We start from the raw sequence: 17,208 nt of genomic DNA on the forward strand, positions 1-17,208 counted from the left end.
GTTACCTTGAGAGATTTCGCAATATTAATCTGCTGTTACTTTCCCATATCCGCCACCGCTGGGGGTTTCAATCACAAAAACATCGCCTATCTGCATGTCGGCCGTTGCAATACCTGCTAACACTTCTTGTTCCCCTGTTGCACGCACGATGTAATTTTTCCCTACTTGTCCCGCCTCACCCCCGTGCATCCCATAGGGTGGAACTTGTCGATGTCCTGATAAAATCCCCGCTGTCATGGGTTCAAGAAAACGCAAACGGCGTGTTACACCCTCACCACCGCGCCAACGTCCCGCCCCACCACTGCCTTGACGAATCGTAAAAGCCTCTAATAATACAGGAAAACGCCACTCTAAGACTTCAGGGTCAGTTAAACGTGAATTAGTCATGTGTGTCTGCACAGCACTTGCCCCCGCAAAACCATCACCTGCTCCCGCACCACCACAAATCGTTTCATAATATTGATAACGTGCATTACCAAAGGTGAAATTATTCATTGTTCCTTGCGCCGCACCCATCACGCCTAACGCACCATAAAGTGCATCCGTGACAACTTGCGAGGTTTCCACGTTGCCCGCTACAACGGCTGCGGGTGGATGCGGATTGAGTAAACAACCTTCTGGAATATGAATAGTCAGCGGTTTTAAACAACCTTCATTCAAGGGAATTGCTTGGTCAACCAGCGTGCGAAAGACATACAAAACAGCAGCGATACAAACGGCTTTAGGCGCGTTCCAATTATTCGCTTGTTGTGCCGATGTGCCTGTAAAATCAATCGTTGCTTGACGATTTACACGGTCTAAATGCAGGCTAACTTGAATAACTGCCCCGCTATCCATTGGATAGGTAAATCTTGCTGTATCACCATCTGCTAAGACTAAACGGTCTATGACGCGTCGCACACATTCTTCAGCGTTATCTTGTACATGTTGCATATAGGCTAAAACAATATCTAAACCAAATTGGGCAACTTTAGCCCGTAAGGCTTGCACACCCTGTGCATTTGCCGCAATTTGAGCGCGCAAGTCGGCAATATTATGAGCGGGATTGCGGGCAGGATAAGGGCTATCAGCTAATAATGCCCGAAGCGCGGACTCTTGAAAAATCCCTTGAGCAACCAATTTAAAACAGGCAATTAAAACACCTTCTTCGGTTATTGTGCGACTGTGTGGCGGTACAGAACCGGGAGTAATACCGCCAATATCGGCATGATGTCCGCGTGAGGCAACATAAAAATGTGGTTTTTCCGCAGATTCCGTCAGAAAAACGGGGGTAATCACCGTTAAATCGGGTAAATGCGTTCCACCGTGATAAGGCGAGTTGATGAGAAAAACATCACCATATTGAATAGATTGATTGCGAATTACTGTGCGCACACTTTCGCCCATTGAACCCAAATGTACGGGAATATGTGGCGCGTTTGCAATCAAATTGCCTTCCGCAGTGAATAATGCGCAGGAAAAATCCAAGCGTTCTTTAATATTTACCGAATACGCCGTATTTGCCAGCGTAAGCCCCATTTGTTCAGCAATAGACATAAATAGATTATTAAAAATTTCCAGCATCACAGGGTCAACATGTGTGCCTATCGCTTTGTTACGCGCTAAGGGTTGCACCCGTTTAACGATTAAATGTCCTTGCGCATGGATTTCTGCTTGCCATCCTTCTTCAATAATATTTGTACCTATACTTTCAACAATAATCGCCGTTCCTTGAATCACCGTACCAACCGCTAATTGTTCGCGGTAATAAATAGGCGCGGGATAATATCGCCCATTACTGTAAAACTGGCTCATGACAGGTGTACTGGGGGTTTTATCCGTTGTTGTTACTAACGCAACGCTTGGAAATGCAGTATGTCCTATCGCTTCTACCGCCACTGCTTCCACCAATAATGCACAATCGGGCATGATAAAACCATAACGTTGTTGATGCGCTTGTTGAAAAGCTAAGCACATATTTTCTATGCTGTTATAAGGCACAATTAAAGCGGTATCTGTCCCTTGATAGCGTAAATAGACTTGTTGTAAAACGCTAATTGCACCTTGTGCCGTTTGTTGGCTTTGCACTTGTGCGCGAGCGGTATCGCTTAATTGTTGTAAAATAACGGCTATTATTGGCAATATCGCTGCATTTAAACTTTGTTCGACGCTTTGTTCGCGTAACACACGAATATCCGCCAAGCCCATGCCATACGCGGATAACACGCCTGCATAGGGATGAATTACAATCGTTTGCATTCCCAACGCATCCGCAACTGCGCAAGCATGTTGCCCACCCGCCCCCCCAAAACAGCACAAAGCATATTCCGTGACGTTATAACCGCGTTGCGTGGAGATATATTTGATAGCATTCGCCATATTATCCACCGCAATCTGTAAAAAACCCTCTGCTATCGCTTCAGGGCTGGTATGTTGACCCATTGTCTGCGTGACTTCATCAGCAAGCTGTTGAAATTTTTGTCTAACCGCATCAACATCTAACGGTTGGTTATGATGCTCGCCAAACACCGCAGGAAACAATGTGGGTTGAATTTTACCCAATAACACGTTGCAATCCGTTACCGTCAACGCTCCCCCTCGCCGATAACACGCAGGACCGGGATTTGCCCCCGCTGATTCAGGGCCTACGCGAAAACGCATTCCGTCAAACGTGCATAAAGACCCGCCCCCCGCTGCAACGGTATGAATGGATAACATCGGTACCCGCAAACGTACCCCCGCAACATGGGTATCAAATGCCCGTTCATATACGCCGTCAAAGTGAGAAACATCAGTGGAAGTGCCACCCATATCAAAGCCGATAATTTTCGCAAACCCAGCCTGTTGACTGGTTTCTACGGCACCAACAACGCCCCCCGCAGGCCCTGACAGAATACTATCTTTACCCTGAAAAACCTGTGCTGTTGCCAATCCACCATTAGATTGCATTAAAAAAACCCGTGTTTCGCCTAATTCTTGTGCAACAGTATCCACATAACGGCGCAAAACAGGCGATAAATAAGCATCAACAACCGTTGTATCCCCGCGTGCGACAAATTTAATCAGTGGGCTAGTTGCGTGTGAGCTAGATATTTGGCTAAAACCGACTGCCCGCGCTAATTCTATAATCCGTTGTTCATGCTGAGGAAAACGATAAGCGTGCATTAAAACGATAGCAATTGCTCGATAACCTTGAGCATACAATTGTTGTAACGTTTGCTGGGTTTTTGCCTCGTTTAAAGGGGTTAAAACTGTTCCCTTCGCGTCTAAACGCTCTTCTATTTCTACAACTGTTTTATAGAGTTGCGTTGGTAAAATGATTTCTCGCGCAAAAATATGCGGACGATTTTGGTAGCCAATGCGGAGCGCGTCGGCAAACCCTTGCGTTGTCAACAATGCAATGGCATCCCCTTTGCGTTCCAGCAGGGCATTCGTGCCTATAGTCGTTCCCATACGCACTTCAGCAATCACGGGCGGAATAGCTTCATCAGCTTGTAGTTTTAATAAATGACGAATGCCATAAATGGCAGAATTTTGATATTGCTCAGGATTTTCTGAAAGCAATTTATGTGTATGTAAACGGCCATCGGGGGAGCGGGCGACAATATCCGTAAATGTGCCACCCCGGTCTATCCAAAAATGCCAAGCGGGCGTTGTATTCATCACTATCTGCACTGTTGTAGGGAGATTATTAGCATTTTCGCATAGATAGGACAGAGAGGGTAGATTGCTTACTAGGAAACTTCAACTAGACATATTATATATATAAAACAAGCAGTAGAATTAAAAATAGCTGAGAAAATGTAGAGAAAGAAAAGAAACTCATAAAAAAGTTGTACCTCGAGGAAAATAGGGAATAATGGTGATGGTGCATCATATCCACTCCCAAAGGTACAGCAATGTATAATATAATAAAAATAACCTATTTACTCTGTTCGGTTGATGACTTTTGGCTTAGTGAGTATTACAAGCGTTATTTAAAGGAGAATCCTAATATATGCCATGAAATTTGAAACATGAATGGAGAATGGGACAATTCAAATTCTAAAAAGCTTTTGCTAAAGGAAGGGACATAAAAAAACAACGGAGAAAACCGAATCGCTTTTTTTATGAGGGATACTGCACAGATTTTATTGTTTTAGCTGAAATGAATGTGCTGCATATTTACTTAACAAGTCATAAATTAAAACACACTCAACCCGAAATTCTTTTGCTGCATCTGGAATAAGCACGCGGCGTTTTGCGTTTGGATCACTTCTTTCATGGGTCACGATGGTGTAATTGTGAGTCATGGCAACGGCAATGAGAGAAGCATCTGCAATATCAGCACGAAGAAATTCTGCTTTAGCGAGTTCAGTATAGTGCGTATCACGACTAATCCAGTTTACGATTTCGCGATAAACGTTTACAACTTGGGTATCGTTCAGGTCAGCTAAGAAAAATTTGCTCAAGCGTTCATCATCTATCCACTGGCGCACAGGATCATCTTCTTTGCCGTTTTCGAGTTCCTGTTTTACTTTGTCAATACTGAACACAATGCCTGCTTGATGGGCTTGAATAATCCAATCCCAAAAGACTTGGCAAAAATCAAAACAATAGTGTAAGTTTTTAGCTTGAATAAAGACGTTAGCATCCAGTAAAAATTTAGACGTTGAACCCATTAACTTAAGTGCCTTTTGCTCAGTTCCATAATGGTATGGGGTTGTACATTTAATAGGCTTGCTGCCTCACGCAGCATCATGTTGCCACTCAATGCAGAACTCACAATAGCTTGTGTAATACGTTTACTATTTCTAGTCGGCAGTATTTTGTAAAAATCTCCGCCTCCCGATTTAGCCGTTTTCTTGGAAGTATTCAAAACAGCCTTATACTGTTCCCGCGTTATCTTATTGAAGTCATAAGCACGTCTTGCAATAACCCACACGCTAACGTTGAATACTTTGCTGAGTGCGACGATGTCAGGTTGTTGTTCCCACGCATTCAAAAACAGGGTCTCAGGCACTAATAATTCGGCAGCTATTTGATTGCAGTCTTTTTCAAGTTGCTGGGCATGGTAAGGCTGTTCGTAGGGAAGATTGAATATACCACTTTCACCCAGCCAAATATGCGCCAATTCATGAGCTAAGGTAAACACCCATGCGGCTTCGCTGTCCTTGCCGTTGATGAAAATCACAGGGGCGAGCTTATCGACAATGGCAAAGCCTCGGAATTCCGCCACCGATAAACTTCGATGTGTGTTATTTTTCACAATGCCATTTTTAAAGACTAAAACACCCGCTGCTTCTGCTTTGGTACTCAATAAGTTGAAAAAAGCCTGTGCATTGGCACATTCTGCTTGTTCTTGGTGGGTAAAATTTAAGGTGTTTCGAATGTCTTCTGCAATTTTCTGAGCAGAAACAGAAGTGTTTTTGAAGCGAGCGACAAAATCCAGATTGTTATAAGTCTGTGCTTTTAGATACGCTATAAACCATTGTTGCTTGCGTAGGACATCGTCTAGGGTGTCGAAAAAATCGGCACTCAATGGGACAAACTCAGGCAATTGCCGCAGGTCAGGCAGGCTATTATTGCGAACTATTTTGGGTGGCGTATCAAGAAAAAAGTAGCCAAAGGGAATATGGGTTTTTTGAGCAAGTGTTTCTATTTGCTTAAGAGTGAGTTTTCCAGCTAGATAGTCTTGACGTTTAGATTCAGCACGCCCCAACAAATCGATAAGTGCGTCCATACTGAGTGCGTTTTGTTCGGCAGCCCATTGGAGTATATCTGGAGAAATTTGTAGGGTATTCACTGGGTTCACACCATTTTAAATGCTATAAACGTTTACTCTATTAAGTGTAAGTCTAGTACTGGATGATTTTTTAGTTTTGTTCGAACTGCGTATCCAAATCCCCTTGAAAAGACTTAAAACCGCTTTACCTCATCGAACTGGGGTTAAACAAGCAACACCCCGAAAATGATTAAAGACAAAGGCAGGATTTAACCTCTCCCCCTCAATGGAGAGATAAAATCCCTCCCGATTGAGAAGAAAACGCTTTTGATAACACGCCTTAAGCCTATTTCTTCAATCCACTTTCACCAAATGTTGCAACTTTATATACATTAAAGCCGTTGTGATAACATGTGTTAAGGCATTGTTAGCATTACCTAATATGGGTAAGTCTAATTTGCGAACAATTGTATCAAACCGTAAATCGACATTGATGGGTTGCGATTTACTTTGACGTTTATTGTAATAAATGCCAGAGACTTCAATCTGTTCATTAGGCAATGCAAAACCTAATAACTGCTCAATCTGTTGATTTAATAAATTTAAATCAAAATCCAAATAGTAACCCAGCACGGGGCGAGAACCAATGTAATAAAGCAATTGGCGCACTGCATCCAATGGTTCAAGATAATCAGGGTTGTCTTCCATTGGATGAGCGGAAGATTTGACGAATAACGATAATTTCTGACTGCTTAAAATACGATTATCTCGAATCAAAACCAGATGAATTGCCTGCACTTCGGCCGTTTCTAAAGCTAAGGTAGAGGTTTCACACTCAATACAAACATATTCATTCGCAGGTGCAGGGTCAAATAAAAAGGCAAATTGCGCGTCTAATAGGCTTTCGCGGCTGGGTTTCTTGTTAAACATTAGCTTACCAAATTTAATTTAAAGTGATGTGTAATTAACTTCTTAAACTCATTAACAATTTTAAATGAGTCTTTCAACAAATCTCGTTCCAATTTGTTCAATGTATCAGGGTCAACGTAATTGTTATAATCCTCACCATTGTTGATTTCTAACAACTCCGCATGAAGCCGTACCCAACTCATAAAAGAAAAAGCTTCAATCAGCTCAATGGCAAATTTAGGTTGTAATACGCCGTTTTTCTGCAACAGTCTAATCCGCTCAATCGTATTCGTCGTCGTCAACCGATTTTCTATGGCTAAACTCCGTACACCATGCACAATTGGAAAAATCCCGCCTTTTTTGATATTCAACTGCTTGCGATTGTGATTTTTTTCGACAATAAAGTTTTCAAACCAATTTAACGGTGTTTCAAAAGCCAAGGTTGGACGGGCAAAATGCGCATAAAATATCTTGTTGTCTATTAATAATTTAAACAGATAGTTTTTTGCTGTTTTGAGCAGTTCTGCATCGCCTGCGACACAATGCGCATCGTAAAAAATCGCCAAATTCATCAACGCTTCTTCATTCGGATGGTCTATCCACCCATAAATTTGGTCTTGAAACCCTTTTAACGGTCTGCACCAATACGGATTATTCACCATAATTTTACCATTGCAGGGTGGATAACCAAATTGTACAAGTGTTTCCGTAAATTCTTGAGTGATTGCGTCCAAATTCTCGCAAGTATAGCCATCACGTAAAATAATCGCGTTATCTTGGTCGGTGCGTAAAATTTGTTCTTCGCGTCCTTCGCTTCCCATTACCAACAAGCAAGAATTCAACAATAAATCGGGTGGTGCAATGAATTCATAGAGTTTGTGGAAAATACGCCGATTTAATTCCGTCACTAATTGGGAAACATAACGAATCTTCACCCCTTTATCGTACAAAGATTGAATCATCGTTAAAACCGTATCGCAGGCTTTTTTCAACTGCTCCTTAGTCGTTGCCCGCTCAATTTGCACAGCAATCAAGCGTGAATCATTAGAGAAATAACTAAATAAATCCAATTGGTCAAGCAAACCAATAATGTTGTCATTCTCATAAACCAACAACCGTTTAACTGAATGTTTCGTCATGGTTAAACGTGCGTTAAATAAAAAGTCATCTACCTGTAAACTAATAAGATTATAAGTTGAAAATTGCCCTAACTCAGCATCTACAGAAACACGACCTAATACAACATGTTTACGAATATCTGTATCCGTAAAAATGCCAACTTCATCACCGCGTTGCACTAATACCGCACTGACTTTATGCGCTTGCATTTTCTGTACAGCTTCATAAATTGACGCATCCGCATTTACAAATACAGGGGGTTGCATATAAATATCACTGATTTTCGCCAACATAAAAGAGGCCATTTCTTTATTTTGGCGTTGTTCTAACAAATTATTTAAGCGCGTGGTTAAATTTTGATGAAACGTATTTTTAAAAGCACTATTACTGCCTATTGTGGTTAAAAAGGTCGATTTTGGCAGTAAATAACAAACAACTTCCTGATTAGCCAGAAAACTATTTTTACTCTCGCCTTCAAGTAATCCAACCGCATCGATACAATCTTGAGCAGTATAAAAAGAAATTAGTTCCTCATTCTCATTAATTTCATGCACTAACCCCTTTAGCAAAATATAAAGATATTCAGGAGATTCTCCCTGTTTAATCAAAAAGTCATCTTTTTTAAAATAGGCAATATCAACCGCTTGCATAACTACATCCAACTCTTCGGCAGAGAGTTGATTAAACGGCGGAATATGAATCAACGGCGTTTGTTCTTGATAATTTGTCATCTTATTATCTGTCTTTGGTGGGATTATTATTAAAGGTTTATTATAGGGTTAATCTGTATTTTAGGTAAATTTAGAAATTATCTACATCAAAATTTGCAGAATTCTCCTTTTAACTCCCCCTAAATGGGAAAGTTTTTTTGACGCTACGCCCTCTCCACAAACAGAGAGGGTTAGAGAGAAACTCAGCAGCTTTACCATCAGAAAAATAATGCGCTCATACTTGCTGAACAGAATGGCGACGATAAGCAAACAACATTAAGCCTATCCCAATAATTATCATAGGAAAAGATAATAACTGTCCCATCGTGAGCCAATCAAACGCAAGATAACCAATATGTGCATCAGGCATACGAACAAACTCAACAATAAAACGGAATACGCCATAACCAATTAAAAACAAGCCAGAAACTGCCATCGTTGGACGGGGTTTTTTAGAGAAAATCCACAGAATAACAAAAAGCGCGACCCCTTCTAAAGCGGCTTGAAACAACTGCGTAGGATAAAGCCCCATTCCATTTAAAACAGCTTCTTGCAAATTTTGGGGTAAGCGTGTAATCACTGATTCTTGCGTGATTTGCATTCCCCAAATAGATTGGGTTGGATGCCCCCAAAGTTCGCCATTAATAAAATTTCCCAAACGTCCTGCAGCCAGTCCCGGCGGAACCAGTGGCGCGATAAAATCTGTCATCTGAAAAAAAGTGCGATTATTTTTATGGGCAAAAATAGCCATTGCAATCAACACGCCAATCAAACCACCATGAAAAGACATTCCACCTCGCCAAACCTCAAACATTGCTAATGGATGTTGTAAATAGGTCGGAAAACCATAAAAAAGGATGTAGCCCAAGCGTCCACCAAGTACAACGCCTAATGCAGAATAAAAAACTAAATCACTAAGTTGTTCTGGCGTAACGGGGGAATCGGGGCGTTTTGCGCGACTATGTCCTAATCCCCACGCAATGAGTAAACCGATGAGGTACATTAACCCGTACCAATGAATGGGAAAAGGACCAATTTGAACTAAAACAGGGTCAATCGTTGGATAAGTCAACATAACAGTGCGTGTTTTTAACGGTAGTGAAAATAGGGGGTATTTTATCCTATCTGCTGTTTAAGTTCGTCACTGTTGTTTATTTTAGAAATCGATATAAATTTAGATAAAGGCTATTTTAATAGAAATACTTTTGTCCTTCATTGCTTACTTACAAACATTCTGGGCGCAATCTTTAGACCTAGTACGTTTTCTTGATATCAAAGAAACTGAAAATGCAGAACAGCTAAAAAAAGCATTTGGTTCATGGCGAGGACTTTGCTGATGCACTAATGGCTGGGAACAAATAGTAAAGAGGGGCGTGATGGAAAGATGGCGTAAAAAATCATAACTTATTTGTATAAGTAATTTTGCATTGTTTCTGGAAAATAGTGTTGTAATAGAAGATATTTTAATTCTTGGCAAGCAAATGTTTGTAATAAAAGATTGAACAGATTTTCTTTTAACTTTGCATAAGCAACTAAAGTTGTTAGTTTCTTAAAACTAGAAATTGTTTTTAAAGTGTTTAAGGTAGCTTGGTGGTCTTCTTGTGCAACTAAGTACCAAAAACCTTCATTTTTTAAATGAAAAAATGGATTAATCAGTTGACATATATTTTCTGTAGTAACTAATAATCGCCAATTCTCTTCAAACAATTGTTGTAAATCTGGTGTCAAATAAATTCGATTGTCTTTGATAACTCTTTTTTCTATTAATTCAATAACTGAAATTAGTAAAACAGGCTTATGTGGCGCATTGCCGCTCATTGTTCCTTGTTTAGTTTTATCAACTCTAAGTTTTGTAAATTTATTTAAATAAAACGCTAAATCTGGATTAGACATGATTTTTAAAAGCGGGCTTTTCTAATAAATATGAGCAGACATAATCAGTTAGTAGAGTTTCAATGGGAGTTGCTACCTAGATTTTTTGTTAATCCTTTTCCAACTCTAACAAGTAGTTATAAAATTGATTTGAATACAGGGAAAGGTCAATCAAGGCATTATAACGTAGAGAACCCTCCCATTCTACACCGTAAGGAGTTATTGCTTCCGCTTCATTACCCACAAATTACTGAATGGCAAATGGTTACTTGTATGCTGGAGCAAGCAGGTTTATTTGAGCAACCACGTAAAATTGGGTTTAAGCGTTATTGGGATGCGTTGTTATTGAGTAAAAATATTGATTTAGATTATTCATAGCCATCTCAGTTTCAGATAATAAAAAACGCCCTTCATTTTCATGGAGGGCGTTTTTATTTTGTGCTTTGTTGATGTTAAGAGGCAGATTTACGGGCTTCTAAAATTATCAGTCCTTTGAGCAGGTTTAAGGCTTCATGAACAGCGTAATCACGTTGTGCTAAAGGTTTTTCTTCTTCCTTTGACTTTTCTGTGGTTTTGGCAGGTTGTTTGCCGTTTTTGAGGTCTTCCGCTTCTAAGGCTTTGGTAACTTCTTCTGCTTTATTCGTTTTGTTTAGGTGACGGGCTAAATCGGCTTCTCGTAAACTTAAGTCGTCGGTTTTTGTTTCAGCAAGTTCTAGGCGTTTTAGTGGGATGTCAGGAATAATGCCTTCTGCTTGAATCGAGCGACCTGATGGGGTGTAGTAACGGGCGGTCGTGAGTTTTAAGGCGGCGTTGTTGCCCATTGGTAGGATGGTTTGGACTGAGCCTTTTCCAAAGGTTTTTTCACCCATGATGATGGCGCGTTTGTGGTCTTGTAATGCGCCTGCGACAATTTCGGAGGCTGAGGCTGAGCCACCATTGACGAGTACAACAATGGGTGCGCCGTTTAATAGGTCGTCAGGACGGGCTTTGAATTGTAGGTGTGCGTCGTTTGTCCGTCCTTCGGTGTAAACGATGAGTCCGTCAGTAATGAATGCGTCGGAAATGGCAACCGCTGCATTGAGTACGCCACCAGGGTTGTTGCGTAGGTCTAGGATGAGTCCTTTGATGCCGTCTTTATTTTCTTGTTTCAGTGTGTCTATGGCTTTTTCTAGGTCATCTCCCGTATGGGCTTGGAATTGGCTGATTCTTAGGTAAACATAGCCGGGTTCTAGGGTGTTGCTACGGATGCTTTTAACTTGAATGATGTCGCGAACTATGTTGATAGTTATGGGTTTGTCTTCGTTTTCTCGGGCAACGGTTAGTTTGATGTTGCTACCGGGTTTGCCGCGCATGAGTTTGACAGCTTCGGTTAGGCTTAGGCCTTTAACGGGGGTTTCATCTAGGCGAATAATCATGTCTCCCGCTTGAACACCTGCTTTTTGTGCGGGGGTGTCGTCTATGGGGGAGATGACTTTGACAAAGCCGTCTTCCATACCGACTTCTATGCCTAATCCGCCAAATTCGCCTGTTGTACCCACTTGTAGTTCTTGGTAGGCATCTTCTGTGAGGTAGCTTGAGTGGGGGTCTAGTCCTGATAACATGCCTTGTATGGCATTTTGTAGTAGGGTTTTGTCATCCACGGATTCTACATAGCTGCTTTTAATGCGGTGAAAAACTTCGGTAAATGCGCGTAGGTCTTCAAACGGGATGCTTTTGGTGCTTGCGTCGCGTTCGGCAAATACGTTTGTTCCTAGAAAGGTGAAGGCAACGAAAGAGCCTAGCACTGTGCCAGCAACAAGTGTAGGTAGTTGACGGGAAAAGATGTTCATTAAATTCTCCGACCATATTTTTATGGTACTTAGCTGAAACTATAAGGCTGTATTTGGGTACGTTACCCATTTGTTACAAGTATATTTAATTATGTAACCACGTTAAAGGGTCTATGGGTGCACCTTGGTAGCGGATTTCGAAGTAGAGTCCTGTTATGTTGCGTCCGCCACTGTTGCCAACACTGGCAATGGGGTTGCCTGTTTCTACCCAGTCGCCTGTTTTTACGTAGAGGCTTTGGTTGTGTCCGTATAGGCTCATGTAGCCTTTGCCGTGGTCTATGATGATGAGTTGTCCCATGTTGCGAAACCAGTCAGCAAAGGCGATGCGTCCTGCGGCAACACTTTTTACTTTTTCACCTTGTGGTGCATTGATGAGTAGTCCTTGGTATTTTAATGAGCCTATGAGTTCATCGCCAAATTTTTTTGTGATGTTGCCTGTTACGGGTAGGGGAAGGTTGCCTTTGAGTGCAGTAAAGGCGGTGTTGGGTTCTACAGGGGGGGGGAGGGTTTCAAAGGTTTTGTCGACGATGCCTAGTAGTTGTTCCAGTTGTTTTTTGTCGTCTTGTAGGCGTTTTATTTCTTTGTCTGTGCTTTCTATGGTGCGTGCGAGTTCTTCAAGGATTCCTTGGCGGTCTTGGTAGCCTGTTTCTAGGTGTGCTTTTTTGTTGTGGTGTTCGTCTATGAGGGTGTTAATGGTGTTTGTTTCGTCTTTTATTTGTTGGCTTAGGGTTTGGATGTGTTGTAGGGTTGCGTTGATGGTTTCAATTTTTTGAATCCGTGCGCGGTTAATGTAGTCGTAGTAGGTTAGAACTCGTCCGACGGTGAAGGGGTCTTGTTGGTTGAGCCAGAGTTTGAGGTAGTCTTGTTGTCCTGTCAGGTAGGCGGCTCGAACTTGTTTGGCAAGGGCTAGTCGTTGTTCTTCTAGTTTTTGGGTTTGTTGTTGTTGTTGTTGTTCTAGGTTGGCAAGGCTGTTGCGTTTGTCGGTGAGTTCTTCGTTAAGTCCGTCTAGGCGTTCTGCGGTTTCGCCGATGTCTTCTTCACTTCGTTGGAGTTGTCTTTGTAAGCGTCCGTATTCGGTACGGGTGTCTTGCATTTTGTCTTGCAGGGTTTGAATGCGGGTGGTGAGTTGGTGAAGTTGGTCAGCCGTGGATTCTGCGAGACTTGTTGCAGGAAGAAGAATGAGTAAGTAGGTAAATAAGCGGTAGCGTAGCATGAAGAAAGGGTTAGGTAAGACCGCTAGTGAGGTGGATGCGCATCCACCTTGTGCGGTTTTGACATGAATATGTTGTTTAATGCAATTATGCCCCTGTAACCATTTTGGCAAGTTCTTCTGCACAGCGTCGGGAATGGCTCAGTAGCATTCCAAGCGCGTTTTTATGGGTTGTGAGGGATACTAAGACGAGGTCTTGGTTGACGTGCATAAAGGCAATAATGCCGCCTTTGTTTTCAGAGATGACATTTTCACATCCGCCCATGCGTAGTTCGGCTGTAATGGTGTCGCCTAGGGACATGAGGGTACTACCCATGGTTGCAAGTCGGTCTAGGGAGTATTGATTGGCTTTTTGTCGCATGGCTATCAAGTGTCCGTCTAGGGTTGCAACTACACATGCATCCATTGCGTTACAATCTTCTAGTAGTTTACCAAGTCTTTGTTCAATTTGTTTCAGTTGTATTGTTGAGAACATTGCCATAATTGAAATCCATATCCTATGTTAGTTGTCATGTTGGGCATGTACTAACACGTTAACCAAACTCTAACATTGCCACTAATGCTTGTATGAGCATTACGACACTTTCTTTTGAACGTGCATCAACAGGGAAGAGGGGGAGTTGAATGCTGCGATTTTGTAAAAACGCATAGTATGCCTCAATACTGGGTTCATTGCTGATGTCTGTGCGCGTAATGCCGATAACGGCGGTTGTTTCGGTGATAAATTCGTGAAAATTATCTAGGTAACGGGCTAAATCGCCAATTGGGTCTGAGCCTGCATTGTCTATGAGGATAATGAGACCTAGTGCGCCTTTTGTAAGGATTTTCCACATGTAATCAAACCGTTGTTGTCCCGGTGTACCATACAGTCGGAGTTTTTGTCCATCGTCTAAGGTAAGTTCACCATAATCCATGGCGATAGTTGTTGTTTCTTTCCGTTGTGCGGTTTCAATATCAGTTGCTCGCACGTCTGTATTAATCACTGGAATTTCACTAATGGTGGCGATTGCAGTGCTTTTTCCTGCTCCCATACTGCCAGTAAATACAATTTTGATTTCACTCATGACATTAAGCGTTTCAGGATACCTCTGAACAAGTGCCGTTTTGCGCCTGACACAGATTTTTCCTGTTGTGGATTATGTTTTTCTTCTGTCTGTGTCAAGCCTAATACTTGACAGGCATTGAAGAAATCGATGACAACATTCAGTTCTACTTGCGTTTTTGCAGCAACGGTGGGTAGGTCAACCCCATTTTTGAGCATAAACGCAGCAAGGTTCATATGACTAGGTTGGTGTGGCAGAACCGCAAAATTAGGCCATTGTTTCAAACGGACAGAACATCGAGAGGGGTAGGAGACGATGAGTCGCCCATGTGAGGCTGATAGTGTTGTTATCCAAAGTAGGGTTTCTATTGGATAGAGAACTAGATTATTTTTATCCACTTCGGTTAGTAGCATATCTATGGATAGTTCTGTACTGTCAATATGTTCAGCATAAGCCCCATACATCATTTTTTGGGCAGAACTCAGTTGGCTTAAACTCATACCTAATTTGTTGGTAAAGCAACGTCGGTCTGTGGGGGATATATAAACAGGGGGTAATCCTGCACAGCTAAATCTTTGGATTTTTTTAGTTTGTATTGCTTTTTGTAATAGCCCTAGTAAGTATTGTGTTGGGTCAAAGTTGTTATTTGCATTATTAAGAGATGTTTCAGGTATTTGTGGAACAAGTGGTGGCAAACTTTCAATAATAGTTTTAACAATAAGGGGTTGTTGAGAAGCTGTGGTGTTATTTAAGGGGATTTGACTTGCGTGATTTTGACATTCAAGCAAGGTGTTTAACAATGTAATGAGCGGTTGGACGCGAATGGGTTTGGGTAAAAACCATTGAGCGTCATAGATATTATGTCTCGCGTAGGCGATAACGCATTTTTTGTCGTTGATTGCTTGTTCCCAAAAGCGTTTGCCATCGGTTTGTTCAACATCAACCACAGTAATATCAGCAACTTCTGCAAACTCCCATTCTGCACTGAGCTGTCTTTGCACCAGATGCAACATGGATTTGAAGAAGACGCTGTCGTTTTTCTCCAACGCTTTGATGGAAATTTTATAGGGCATATAACAGTAAACGACTAATCGCACCAATGACGAACCACGTAAAAACTACGTGCGTTAAAATGCTTTTTTGCCAATCTAGCATAATTTATGCCATTGAATCCACACTTATATTTTTTATCCCTGTGTAGTCAAGTGCATTTATCATACTGCTTTTATCACATTTGTGCTTGTAATATAGCCAATAAAGCATGAACTAGAATTTTTACGTCATTCGCTTGACGAGCATCAATTTCAAAGAGGGGGAAAATTTGATTGCGACTCATAAGTTTGTTTCTGTAATCGTCTAAGCTGACACGATTAGAAACATCCATACGGGTAATCCCAACGACCGCACCGGTTTGTTCAATGAAATCTTTGAATGAATCTAGGTAAAAATCCATGTCAGCCAGTGGGTCTGGACGGGCATTATCTAAGAGCAGTACCAGACCAATTCCTCCCTTAGCTAAGATTGTCCACATGTAATCAAAGCGTTGCTGTCCCGGTGTACCGTACAAATGCACGCGCTGACCGTCGTCAAGTGTAAAGTAGCCATAATCCATCGCAACGGTTGTTGTTTCTTTACGAGCTTGTCCTTCGTCATCAGAACAGCGCACATCGGTCGAAATGGGGGGGACTTCACTAATCGAACTGATGGCAGTTGTTTTGCCTGCGCCCATAGGTCCAGTAAAAATAATTTTTTCCATATAACGTTATAGTCACTATGTCGTTAAGAGAAGAGTCAGAAATAAATATTATTGTATTGTTAATAATGAGTGGCTAGTGATGTTAAATTAAGTGAAAAACTGGGGGTTGGAATGGTATTGTTGGGTAATATTACCGCCCAACCCGCAGTAATGTTGATGCAGTGACGCTTAGGGGATTGCATGACGAGTCATTAAAATGACTTACAATCTATTTTACTTTTAGCGCAATCCTGCCATCAACATATTTGCCTGTAGAATACATCCTTTACCAACCATCCACACCACTTTATGTGAGACAGTGGGTAAATTTTCAGGAAGTTGATACAATACCAACATCTTAAATGTCGAACTGCCATGTCGACTATTTAACTCCACCGTGTAAGTATCGCCATACACAACAGGCAAATTGTGTGGCCACTGGATGGTTGAACGGTTTGCAGGCCAAACAACTTCCGATTGTTGTCCTGTAGATTTATGTTTTATCAATAAATCACCTGCAAGTCGGCTGTCATTTTCTGGTCGCCATAATGTCAATTGTTCGGGGTCAGCAACACAATAATGACGTTTTTTCGTGCTAATATCGACTAACCATAAGTCTGTTGGTGATTCTTGCGGACTGCGTGTTAATGGCGTGGATAACACGTTACTTTGCAAAATTCCCGCCAATGCAACGGCTACACTATCCGATTTTGCATTTTCTACGGCAACAGGTTGAAATGAACTTGTCGTTTCAACAGCTAAAGGGTGTGGTTTTTGCACTTGTCCTTGATATTCGCCATGCAATGTTAGTGCTTGACCGTCAGCAAAAACTAATGTTATTTCGGTATCTTGAGGTAGTGTTAGTGGTGTCGCAACGGACAATAATTGTCCTACACTGAAAAGGGCGGTATTTGAACGTATGACGACCATCTCTTCATTAGCAAAAGCATTGTGAAACCAAATACTAAGCCCAAAAAATAACCAGATAAATTTTTTCATAACATCTCAACTCCTTAATAAAGTACTTGAAGGATTCAATTAACTCTCATTTAATGTCAGGTGTTTAAACAAGAGTGAAACGCCTTGTTTTACCCTCAA

The 17,208-nt window shown here is 41.5% G+C and carries 16 protein-coding genes; 2 read left to right on the top strand and 14 right to left on the bottom strand.

Going from position 1 to position 17,208, the window contains the following annotated elements; genetic code table 11:
* Window positions 1-24 precede the first annotated feature (24 nt).
* The 6 genes from AL038_RS05795 to lgt form a co-directional block, all read right to left on the bottom strand.
* Window positions 25-3,642 carry a hydantoinase B/oxoprolinase family protein gene (locus AL038_RS05795; RefSeq protein WP_062150312.1) on the bottom strand — a complete coding sequence of 1,206 codons (3,618 nt, stop codon included), beginning with the start codon at window positions 3,640-3,642 and terminating at the stop codon, window positions 25-27.
* 467 nt (window positions 3,643-4,109) lie between these two features.
* Window positions 4,110-4,640 carry a DUF4411 family protein gene (locus AL038_RS05800; RefSeq protein ID WP_062150315.1) on the bottom strand — a complete coding sequence of 177 codons (531 nt, stop codon included), beginning with the start codon at window positions 4,638-4,640 and terminating at the stop codon, window positions 4,110-4,112.
* Window positions 4,640-5,764, bottom strand: a complete 1,125-nt coding sequence (locus tag AL038_RS05805) for an ImmA/IrrE family metallo-endopeptidase (RefSeq protein WP_066246100.1) — start codon at window positions 5,762-5,764, stop codon at window positions 4,640-4,642. Before AL038_RS05805 ends, AL038_RS05800 begins: the two co-directional genes overlap by 1 nt.
* A 273-nt stretch (window positions 5,765-6,037) precedes the next feature.
* Window positions 6,038-6,613, bottom strand: coding sequence for a 3'-5' exonuclease family protein (locus AL038_RS05810; protein WP_062150319.1), 576 nt, complete (start codon window positions 6,611-6,613; stop codon window positions 6,038-6,040).
* Window positions 6,613-8,442: a putative nucleotidyltransferase substrate binding domain-containing protein gene (locus AL038_RS05815; protein WP_062150322.1), complete on the bottom strand. Its 1,830-nt coding sequence runs from the start codon at window positions 8,440-8,442 to the stop codon at window positions 6,613-6,615. Before AL038_RS05815 ends, AL038_RS05810 begins: the two co-directional genes overlap by 1 nt.
* Before the next feature lie 214 nt (window positions 8,443-8,656).
* Window positions 8,657-9,496: a prolipoprotein diacylglyceryl transferase gene (lgt, locus tag AL038_RS05820; RefSeq protein WP_062150323.1), complete on the bottom strand. Its 840-nt coding sequence runs from the start codon at window positions 9,494-9,496 to the stop codon at window positions 8,657-8,659.
* 130 nt (window positions 9,497-9,626) lie between these two features.
* Here lgt and AL038_RS18765 point away from each other — a divergent pair, with 130 nt between their 5' ends.
* Window positions 9,627-9,758 carry a hypothetical protein gene (locus AL038_RS18765; protein ID WP_272898041.1) on the top strand — a complete coding sequence of 44 codons (132 nt, stop codon included), beginning with the start codon at window positions 9,627-9,629 and terminating at the stop codon, window positions 9,756-9,758.
* 67 nt (window positions 9,759-9,825) lie between these two features.
* Here the strand turns inward: AL038_RS18765 and AL038_RS05825 are convergent, their stop codons facing one another.
* Complete coding sequence (locus tag AL038_RS05825) at window positions 9,826-10,314, bottom strand: hypothetical protein (protein ID WP_062150325.1); 489 nt, start codon at window positions 10,312-10,314, stop codon at window positions 9,826-9,828.
* Window positions 10,315-10,515: 201 nt separating this feature from the next.
* Here AL038_RS05825 and AL038_RS05830 point away from each other — a divergent pair, with 201 nt between their 5' ends.
* Window positions 10,516-10,671: a hypothetical protein gene (locus AL038_RS05830; RefSeq protein ID WP_161575439.1), complete on the top strand. Its 156-nt coding sequence runs from the start codon at window positions 10,516-10,518 to the stop codon at window positions 10,669-10,671.
* 74 nt (window positions 10,672-10,745) lie between these two features.
* Here AL038_RS05830 and AL038_RS05835 read toward each other — a convergent pair whose 3' ends face one another.
* From AL038_RS05835 to AL038_RS05865, 7 genes are all read right to left on the bottom strand, one after another.
* Entirely contained in the window at window positions 10,746-12,122 is a 1,377-nt protein-coding gene (locus AL038_RS05835) for a S41 family peptidase (RefSeq protein WP_062150328.1), read from the bottom strand.
* An 85-nt stretch (window positions 12,123-12,207) separates the two neighbouring features.
* The gene (locus AL038_RS05840; protein WP_083991446.1) at window positions 12,208-13,446 is read right to left on the bottom strand and encodes a murein hydrolase activator EnvC family protein; all 1,239 of its coding nucleotides are present in this window, start codon (window positions 13,444-13,446) and stop codon (window positions 12,208-12,210) included.
* Window positions 13,421-13,813, bottom strand: a complete 393-nt coding sequence (locus AL038_RS05845; RefSeq protein WP_062150331.1) for a roadblock/LC7 domain-containing protein — start codon at window positions 13,811-13,813, stop codon at window positions 13,421-13,423. The genes AL038_RS05840 and AL038_RS05845 overlap by 26 nt, the downstream gene beginning before the upstream one ends.
* 52 nt (window positions 13,814-13,865) lie before the next feature.
* Window positions 13,866-14,396: a GTP-binding protein gene (locus tag AL038_RS05850; protein ID WP_062150334.1), complete on the bottom strand. Its 531-nt coding sequence runs from the start codon at window positions 14,394-14,396 to the stop codon at window positions 13,866-13,868.
* A complete protein-coding gene (locus AL038_RS05855) occupies window positions 14,393-15,448 on the bottom strand; it encodes a hypothetical protein (protein ID WP_145917064.1) in 1,056 nt (351 codons plus the stop codon). Before AL038_RS05855 ends, AL038_RS05850 begins: the two co-directional genes overlap by 4 nt.
* Window positions 15,449-15,603: 155 nt before the next feature.
* Window positions 15,604-16,131 carry a GTP-binding protein gene (locus AL038_RS05860; RefSeq protein WP_062150340.1) on the bottom strand — a complete coding sequence of 176 codons (528 nt, stop codon included), beginning with the start codon at window positions 16,129-16,131 and terminating at the stop codon, window positions 15,604-15,606.
* Between the two features lie 219 nt (window positions 16,132-16,350).
* The gene (locus AL038_RS05865) at window positions 16,351-17,109 is read right to left on the bottom strand and encodes a hypothetical protein (protein WP_062150343.1); all 759 of its coding nucleotides are present in this window, start codon (window positions 17,107-17,109) and stop codon (window positions 16,351-16,353) included.
* Window positions 17,110-17,208: the final 99 nt, after the last annotated feature.

It is taken from the genome of Beggiatoa leptomitoformis (genome assembly GCF_001305575.3).
GTDB classification, from domain to species: Bacteria; Pseudomonadota; Gammaproteobacteria; order Beggiatoales; family Beggiatoaceae; genus Beggiatoa; species Beggiatoa leptomitoformis.